Genomic DNA, 8,567 nt, shown 5'->3' with positions numbered 1-8,567 from the left:
CATATACAGGACCTTAAGAAAACACTTCATTTGAAATTCCTTCTAAGGTCCTGTTCTGTATCGATTTTCGCTGCTTGGTTCGACGGGCATTTTTCGCCAAGTAAACGGCAGCCCATTCCAGACGCTCTCTTATTTCCACCAACACCCGATGAGCCACCGCTTCCAATAACGGGAACCACCAGGTTCCGCTATTTTTCGCCGCTTTCAGTGTGGATAAACCGTCCCCCATCAGCGTCTGAGCTACCCGTCTTTTCATCACCAGCGACAACAGGCTGGCCCACACCAGCCCCTCGGCAATGGCTTTCTGACCTGTCACAAAGCCCTTGAGCCGGTTGTGCGACTTCCACTCCTTAAACAGCAGCTCCACCTGCCAACGACAGCGGTACAGGCTCATCACCCGCTCTGCTGGCCATGCCTCTCGTGGCAGATTGGTCATCCAGATACAGAACCGTTTCTCCTCGGCAAACCAGCGTCGGATCAGCCGATACTCGAACTTGCCCGATTTCACCACCATATCCAGTACCTCTGCCCGACAGTGCCGCCGTCCAGCATCCTTGAGTGACAGGCCCGCCAGCTTCGGCACTTCCCGTTCGTCACCGCGCCATGCCCGGATAATCTTCGGGTTCAGGCTCTTACTACCCCTGACCAGATAGAAACCGCCCGCCTCGTTTAGTTTCGCAAAGTAGGCCATATCGATGTAACCCGCGTCCGCCAACAGCAGGCTGTTATTGAGCCGCTCGGGCTCAGGCAGGAACTGGCGCTCTGACGCCGTATCGGCAGAGACCTGCATGCAAACTGGACTTTGCTCCAATAGAGACATGAGCATATGACACTCGATTGCCGCCGGGCTAATGGTCTTGAACCTTCCCGGAAACACTTCGGCCAGGCTTTTGTGGACGGCAAAGGAAGTACCATCCTGCAACAACACCTGTTTGAATGCGCCAAGGGATGCAGTCTTCATCTGTTGGCCGATACGCAAGGCGATAGCCCGTTCAACCAGCGCCTTCATGAACAGGGCGAACGACGCTTTGCGCAACTGGTTGTGAAAGGGCTTGTAGGAAACCTGATGGGCATCAACCAGTTGCAAGGCATTGAAATGATGGTGCAATCCAGCGATACCATCGACCTGGTCGCAGCCAAGTGCCCGCAAGAGTGCAGTCACCAGCATGGCAGGCGTAATGGCTCGTTTGCGCAAGCAAAATTGGCAGTCACGGGCAATGCGGTCGAGTTCGGCAGGAGAGAGAAGTTGCTCAAGATAGTGGTTGGCATCGATAATGGTCATGGCTTCGTGCGTGGCGGTTTTGTTTGGCGATAAAATCAGATCACAATCGAAGCCATTTTTATATCTATTTCAATTGGTTGCTGCTAAAGATCCTGTACATGAACACTGGTTAATGAGCCCTTTCGTACTTTGGCGTATGCTGCCGCTTTCTCTTCTCATTTATCGTTGCGGGAGCCTTGCCATGGAACATACCCGAGCCAGCTTCGTACTGGGCCATCATCAGGAGCAGGCCAGCGTGGTCTGCTGCCAGCGCGGTGACACCACGCTGCTGGTCACCGACCTCACCCCCTTTCATCCCCAGAGCCACCTCTGGCCCGATCAGCCGGGGGATGTGGGCCATGTTCGCTGGGAAGGGGGCGAAGCAACCATTGGCCCTTGCCGAATGGGGGCCATCAGCCAGGATGGCGAGCTGTTCGTCGATACTGCCATTCCGGTCAAGCGGGGTGCAGAGGGGTGGCGTTTCGTGGTGGTCCACCCGCTGACCGGAGACCACGCGCTAGCCGTTGGCAGCCAGGTCGAATTGCAAGTAGATAGCGCCGCCCGCCATGCCCTGAGTCTGGGCCATAGCGGCTGCCATCTGGCCGCGCTGGCGCTCAATCGAGTACTAACTCCCTACTGGCGCAAGGAGGTAAGCGAGCGTGATGCACTGGGCCAGCCCGACTTCGACCGCCTGGCTATTCAAAGCTCGCGGGTCGAGCCTTGCGGATCACGGGAGCAGTACCGCATCGGCAAGAGCCTGCGCAAGAAGGGGGTCAACAGCGAGGCGCTGCTAGCAGATCTGGCGTTGATTGAAGAGAAGGTCAACCAGCAACTGGCCGACTGGATCGCAGCCGGAGGCGAGATCCGCCGTAGCCGCGCTGGCGAGGCGATCATCGATTCCCGTTACTGGCACTGCATGCTGGAAGGCCAGGAGGTGACCATTCCCTGTGGTGGCACTCATGTTGCCTCGCTCACCGAGTTGGGGGAGGTCAAGGTAGAGCTCACACAAGTGGAAGAGGGCTTTGCCATGCTGACACGGGTCACGCCAACCGGCGCCTGAGTCGCAGACTTGACCACTCAGGGCTAACGCCCAAATTGGCAATAGAGACGTATCGCAAAGAGGGGGCATCATCATGCCCCTCAACGCCAGTCACGACGGGCCGCTGCTTCTCTTTTAACCACTCCCTGATTAGAATGCGCCTCCCACAGGAGGCATATCCCCATGAGTAGTACTCAACTTCGCACCACCCCTGATCGACTTCGTTATCTGGTTCTCTACGAAGGCATCGGGCTGGCACTGGTCGCACCGCTGATCACCCAGCTGTTCGGTCAGGGCGTCGCCGAGGTCGGTTCACTGGCCATCTTCTTCTCCATCGTCGCCACTACCTGGACCTACGGCTGGAACCTGTTGTTCGACAAGGGGTTGCTCAAACTGTGCGGGCGCACCAACAAACGACCACTGGACCGCTTCCTGCACGCGTTTGGCTATGAGGCGAGCTTTATGATGCTCTCCCTCCCCTGCGTCATGTTCTGGCTCGATTTGGGAGTGTGGGACGCCCTGATGCTGGATCTCGGCTTCGTCGCCTTCTATCTCGTCTACATCATGGTCTTTACCTGGGCCTATGAGCGGATCTGGCCGCTGCCATCCGGCCCCCAGACGGCATAAGGCCTCAGCCGCAACGAGGCTGACAGAAGGAAAAGTCAGGAAGGACTAATAGGAAGGATGGGAGAATCCCATAAAAACAATGCCAGTCAGCGAGCTGACTGGCATTGGACAAAACAGACTTTCGGACTTACTTGACGGCGTCTTTCAGAGCCTTGCCAGCCACGAATGAAGGCACGTTGGCAGCAGCAATCTGGATCTCTTTACCAGTTTGCGGGTTACGACCGGTGCGGCCTGCGCGGTGGGTGACCTTGAAGGTGCCAAAACCGACCAGTTGCACAGCATCGCCTTCTTTCAAGCTCTGGGTAATACCATTGATGATCTCTTCCAGAGCCACTTTGGCCTGAGCTTTGCTCAGATCTGCTTTGGCGGCAATCGCATCGACAAGTTGAGCTTTGTTCATAACATTTCCTTTATGATCGGGCATTTAGCGCTGGGTCACTCTATGCAAAAAAAAACGCACAGGCAAAGCCTTTATCGAGCCGAACGCGTCAAACGCTGGGGTTTTCATCAAGATCTGCGGAAATAGTCACATTCCACACGCGAAAAACCGTGAGCAGGCCTGAAACCTGCTAGCACGCAGACACAATCTGCAGACTATTTCTTCGCCACTTAACATTATCCCCCCATGGCTATTGACGCTTGCCCAGATTTTCCCTAGTTATAGGTTGTGTCACTGCTCAAACGGCTCGGAATACCGAACAATCGGCCAGCCTTTGCCCCACGGAGGGATAGGGATTATGTTGACGAAACTGGAACAGACCAAGCAGGCGCTGGCAGGCAAGCATAAGGCTATCGACGACTGGCTGGATGCAAGGCAAGCGTTGCTGGTCGGATACATGCAGCTGGCAGGCCTCACTCCGGCGCGGACCAAGCAACGCAGCCTGCCCAAAACAGAAGAGCTGCATCAGTTTTGCGACCGCCTGGTCGACTATGTCAGTGCGGGCCATTTCGAAATCTACCACCACGTCGTCACCGCCTTCGAGCAAGCCAGCGGCGAAACACTGGAGCTGGCCAAGCGCATCTATCCCCATATTCGTAACAGCACTGAATTCGCCCTCGAGTTCAACGACAAATACAGTGATGCCGACGAGGCCCAATTGCTGCTACTGGATGATGATCTCAACGAGTTGGGTCCGGTTCTGGAAGAGCGGTTCAAACAGGAAGACCGCCTGGTCAAGGCGCTTCATGTGGTGGAATCCTTGAGTACCCAGCAAGCCTGAATGCCATTTTCGGAGCAAGTTCAAGATACTGGCAACCAAGGTGGATTACACTCAGAGCAATGACCCTAGCGTCCACACTTATTGCATACAGGAGATGAGCATGTCTGAGCGCCGCCGTTTTGCACGGATCCTCTACTTGACCATGGCAGAACTCACCCAGGGGGAACAGAAGTGGCAGACCCAGCTTGTCGACGTCTCCTTGCAGGGGGCCCTGCTGATCCGCCCCGACGACTGGGAGAGTCGTGACAACAAGGAGTACCAACTCAGCTTTGTGCTAAGCGGTAGTGATATCGAAATCAAGATGCAGGTCGAGCTGACCCACGAAGCCAGCAAGAAGCTGGGTTTCTACTGCCATCACATCGATATCGACAGTGCCACCCATCTCAAGCGGATGATCGAGCTTAACGTCGGCGACGAAGAGCTGCTCCACCGCGAGCTGGAACAACTGCTGAGCGAGCATCTGGAACACAGCCAGCCCTGATGGCAGGTTCCAGCCCATAAAAAAGAGCGCCGAGGCGCTCTTTTTTCGTTGTGCGGTTGTCTCGATTGCAATGCTGAGGGATTACAGCGCCTCGAGTGCCTCTGACAGCTTCTTGACCGGCACCACTTCCATCCCTTCGATGGGATGCTTGGGGGCATTGGCGTGCGGCACGATTGCGCGACGAAAACCGTGTTTGGCCGCCTCCTGCAACCGCTCCTGACCGGACGGCACCGGGCGAATTTCACCAGAAAGACCCACTTCGCCGAACACCACCAGATCCTTGGGCAGCGCCTGATCCCGGAAGCTGGAGACCATCGCCAGCAGCAGCGCCAGATCCGCACTGGTCTCCTCGACCTTGACCCCGCCGACCACGTTGATGAAGACATCCTGATCCGCCATCTGCAACCCGCCGTGACGGTGCAGCACCGCCAGCAACATGGCGAGTCGGTTGTGATCCATCCCCACCGCCACCCGCCGCGGGTTGGAGAGCTGGGAGTAATCCACCAGCGCCTGCAACTCCACCAGCAGCGGCCGGGTGCCCTCCCAGATCACCATGACGATGGAACCGGGCGCCTGCTCCTGCCCCCGGCTGAGGAAGATAGCGGAGGGGTTGCTCACCTCGCGCATCCCCTGTTCAGTCATGGCAAAGACCCCCAGCTCGTTGACCGCACCGAAGCGGTTCTTGTGAGAGCGCAGAGTCCGAAAACGGGAGTCATGGCCACCATCGAGCAGCACAGAGCAGTCGATGCAGTGCTCCAGCACCTTGGGACCCGCCAGACTGCCATCCTTGGTCACATGACCCACCATGAAGATGGCCACATGATTCTGTTTGGCATAGCGGGTCAGCAGCGCCGCCGCTTCACGTACCTGAGAGACAGAACCTGGGGACGATTGCACATCCGCCACATGCATCACCTGAATGGAGTCAATCACCATGATCTGCGGCTGCTCCTGCTGAGCAATCAGGCAGATCTGCTCGACGCTGGTCTCGGAGAGCATCCGCAGCTTGTCGGTGGGTAGCCCAAGACGGTTGGCCCGCATCGCGACTTGCTGGAGCGATTCCTCGCCGGTGACATAGAGTGTTTTCATCCGCTCTGCGAGACCACACATGGTCTGCAGCAGCAGGGTCGACTTGCCCGCCCCCGGGTTGCCGCCGATCAGAATGGCCGAGCCTGGCACCACACCGCCACCAAGCACCCGATCCAGCTCCTTGAAACCTGAGGTAAAACGGGGAATTTCGGTGGTGGCAATCTCTGCCAGTGTCTGTACCTGACTGCCGACCGCGCCGGCATAACCGGTGTAACGGGCACTCTTGCCAGCGGGGCTCACCGAGCCGAGGCGCACCTCGGTAATGGTATTCCACTCCTTGCACTCGCTGCATTGACCTTGCCAGCGTGTGAAGTCGGCACCACATTCGGAACAAACATAAGCAGTTTTATTTTTGGCCATTGATAACTCGGGGACAGGATGAATTCCTGCTTGATATACTTGTTTGCGACCGACAGATCAAACCCAGAATCGGAAAAGTGACTTTCCGTGGCAGGAACAAATGGATTCAGAACACCAGCAACATCTGATTGAACAACTCGTCCCCTTGCTGCGGGAGAAAGATTTCGAGGAGATCTTCAACCGCATGACTCAGGAGGAAAACAGCAACAGCCGTTTTCTGATCAAGATGGAGCTCAAGCGCAAGTGCTCCCCCTGCCGCAGGGTCATCGACATGCGCGATGAGCTGGAGGATGAGTGCCTGGTGCATGAGTTCGACGGCATCACTCACTTCATGCCCGCCGATGCGATTGCCCTGTTCCAGTCCCAGTGCTATCTCTACCGCGATATCTATACCCTCGGTGTCTACGAGGCGCTGCAACAGTGGCAAAAGCAGCACCACAACGCCCGTGTGGATGGTCAGCTGTCTCCCCCGGCCAGCCCCTTCCGGCAATATGATGTCAACACCATTGCCTTTGCCAGCTACTACGGCCGCCGTCAGGAGCGGATGCACTTCAGCTCGCCGGTGCTGATCAAGTTTCAGGATGGTGAGAAGCTGTTCGCCAAGAGTTCCGATCTCTCGCTGGGTGGCATGCGGGTCTCGGTCCCCTATCTGCCGAGCTATCACACCGGCGCCCAGGTGGAGGTCTTCTTTACCGGACTGGAGCGGGACACCCCTAATCCGGTGCTGCACCAGCCGGTCGGCTATCAGATCCTCGGCGAAGAGAGCAAAGAGGGGAAATACTGGCTGCGGCTGGTGCGCTCCGGCGAACAGCCAGCCTTTGATGCCTTCCTCAGCGACTTTATCGATGCCAACAAGATCCGCTATCGGGTCAGCGTCGACTATCTGCTCTCCGCCGCCATCATCAAAGGGTATGAGCAGTTCTACCTGCCGCGGATGACCGGTATGCCGCTCTTCTTCGGCACCGGCGACAGCCCCAATCTCGAGATTGCCCTGCGTACGGAAAACAACCAGCACCTGCTGGAGTATTGGCGCGATGAGAAAAACCGCGATGCCCTCGCGGGCCTTTTCAGCGCGGAGCGGATGAAACGGCTCTGCCCGGCCCCCGGCACCACCACCGAGACCATCATCTACTGCTTTACCCACACGGTGCGCAGCCACATCTACTTCTTCTCCGCCACCGCTGAGGAGCTGCGCCAGAGTGGCCTCACCGCCCTCTTCTTCCAGGTGGGCTCACGCCGGCCCAGCTGGCGTGTCTACAAGTTCACGCTGGAGGCATGCGATCTGGTCGAAGCGGATGTGGGGCAACTGCAGGGGCAGGACAATCCGCAGTTACAAGACATCCTGCTGCTCGAGCGGCTCAAGCAGATCGGCTATTGCGGCCTGCTGCAGGAGATCGGCCAGGAGTCCCAGCGAGAAGAGTTCCATCAGGAAGGGGTCAGCAACAACGCCAACGAGCTGCAGCGCTTTGGTCACGAACAGGGGGTTGCCCCGTTCGAGATCGAGACCCTGCACTATGTTCAGCTTCGTAAGGAGTCGCGCTACATCCACAAGACCGCGGTCGCCATCCATCACAACGGCAAATCCTGGATCGGCTGGACCCGCGACATCTCGACTCACGGCCTGCAAATCGAGCTGGAAGATGCCTTTATCGGCGAGAAGAACGATGTGGTGACCATCGCCCTGCCCCGCTTGCAGGAGCTCTCCAAGAGCATGGATCTGCAGCGTCTCTCCTACCGGCTGGTCAGTCTCAACATGACCCGCACCGTGCTGCACCTCTGCATCGAAGGGGATTCGGATCGCCATACCGGCCGCCAATTCTTCAGCCTGCTGATCGAGAGCAACCAGAACAAGCTCAAGGCGGCGCAGGAGCAGCGCCGCTATCGCGGGCTGGCGCGGGCCCTGCGCAACATCTATACCCACCACCTGTTCAACTCACCGGTCTACGTCAACAAGCTGAAAGGCGCGCCCAAACCGGCCTCCATCGGCAAATCCCTGCAACCGCGCAGTCTGCAGCGGCTGCTGCAAGCCTGTGCTGAGCTGCCGGAGCAGGAGAACCTCTACCCGCTGTTTCAGGGGGAGCTGCTCAAGGAGCTGCTGATGAACCCGCTGCGCGCCATCGAGCGGGAGGACAAACCGAGAGAAGATGAGGTCTATATCGCCAGCATCCAGACCAAGGCCGGCCTGCCCATCTTCAGCAGCCGGCTGGCCAGCAGCTTTGCCAATGTCAAAGAGAAGCGTCAGTTCATCGAGCTGGCGCAGCAACAGGGGGAGTTCTACTCGGTGCTGGTCGGCATCTCCCGTACCGGACGGCCCGACACCAACTTCATCGCCAACGAGCTGGACTACATCGCCAAGTTCGCCATCCACAAGGCGCGCAAGCTGGAAGAGGAGCTATGGAGCGTGGTGGGGGTGGGCGAACTGACAGATACCACCCAGGCAACCCTGTTCCGCTTTGGCATCACGCCGTCGCTGAACTGAAGATCCCGGAA

8 protein-coding genes are annotated in these 8,567 nt (G+C 57.7%); 5 read left to right on the top strand and 3 right to left on the bottom strand.

Annotation, left to right across the window (positions count from 1 at the left end; genetic code table 11):
- Positions 1-13: 13 nt before the first annotated feature.
- Positions 14-1,282 carry an IS4-like element ISAeme4 family transposase gene (locus tag AB5Y97_RS01010; RefSeq protein ID WP_041206016.1) on the bottom strand — a complete coding sequence of 423 codons (1,269 nt, stop codon included), beginning with the start codon at positions 1,280-1,282 and terminating at the stop codon, positions 14-16.
- Positions 1,283-1,463: 181 nt separating this feature from the next.
- On the opposite strand from AB5Y97_RS01010, the gene AB5Y97_RS01005 reads away from it, so the two are divergent.
- Together AB5Y97_RS01005 and AB5Y97_RS01000 are read left to right on the top strand one after the other, a co-directional pair.
- Positions 1,464-2,321 (top strand): hypothetical protein, encoded by an 858-nt coding sequence (locus AB5Y97_RS01005; RefSeq protein ID WP_368157098.1) that lies wholly within the window; start codon positions 1,464-1,466, stop codon positions 2,319-2,321.
- A 162-nt stretch (positions 2,322-2,483) separates the two neighbouring features.
- Positions 2,484-2,927, top strand: coding sequence for a PACE efflux transporter (locus tag AB5Y97_RS01000; protein WP_368157096.1), 444 nt, complete (start codon positions 2,484-2,486; stop codon positions 2,925-2,927).
- A gap of 127 nt (positions 2,928-3,054) precedes the next feature.
- Here AB5Y97_RS01000 and hupA read toward each other — a convergent pair whose 3' ends face one another.
- Positions 3,055-3,327, bottom strand: coding sequence for a nucleoid-associated protein HU-alpha (gene hupA / locus AB5Y97_RS00995; RefSeq protein WP_005340484.1), 273 nt, complete (start codon positions 3,325-3,327; stop codon positions 3,055-3,057).
- Positions 3,328-3,664: 337 nt separating this feature from the next.
- Between hupA and AB5Y97_RS00990 the strand changes: the two genes are divergently transcribed.
- Positions 3,665-4,147: an Rsd/AlgQ family anti-sigma factor gene (locus AB5Y97_RS00990; RefSeq protein ID WP_005348975.1), complete on the top strand. Its 483-nt coding sequence runs from the start codon at positions 3,665-3,667 to the stop codon at positions 4,145-4,147.
- Between the two features lie 100 nt (positions 4,148-4,247).
- On the top strand, positions 4,248-4,628 hold the full coding sequence (locus AB5Y97_RS00985) for a PilZ domain-containing protein (RefSeq protein WP_042063002.1): 381 nt from the start codon (positions 4,248-4,250) through the stop codon (positions 4,626-4,628).
- 81 nt (positions 4,629-4,709) lie between these two features.
- On the opposite strand, the gene radA is transcribed toward AB5Y97_RS00985, so the two are convergent.
- Positions 4,710-6,077 (bottom strand): DNA repair protein RadA, encoded by a 1,368-nt coding sequence (gene radA, locus AB5Y97_RS00980; RefSeq protein WP_005340481.1) that lies wholly within the window; start codon positions 6,075-6,077, stop codon positions 4,710-4,712.
- Between the two features lie 100 nt (positions 6,078-6,177).
- Here radA and AB5Y97_RS00975 point away from each other — a divergent pair, with 100 nt between their 5' ends.
- Positions 6,178-8,556, top strand: a complete 2,379-nt coding sequence (locus tag AB5Y97_RS00975) for a PilZ domain-containing protein (protein ID WP_368157094.1) — start codon at positions 6,178-6,180, stop codon at positions 8,554-8,556.
- Positions 8,557-8,567: the final 11 nt, after the last annotated feature.

It is taken from the genome of Aeromonas sp. R10-2, from assembly GCF_040908445.1.
Lineage (GTDB): Bacteria > Pseudomonadota > Gammaproteobacteria > Enterobacterales > Aeromonadaceae > Aeromonas > Aeromonas veronii.
Note: the sequence above shows the minus strand (reverse complement) of the source record. Positions and strands in the feature narration are given on the sequence as shown.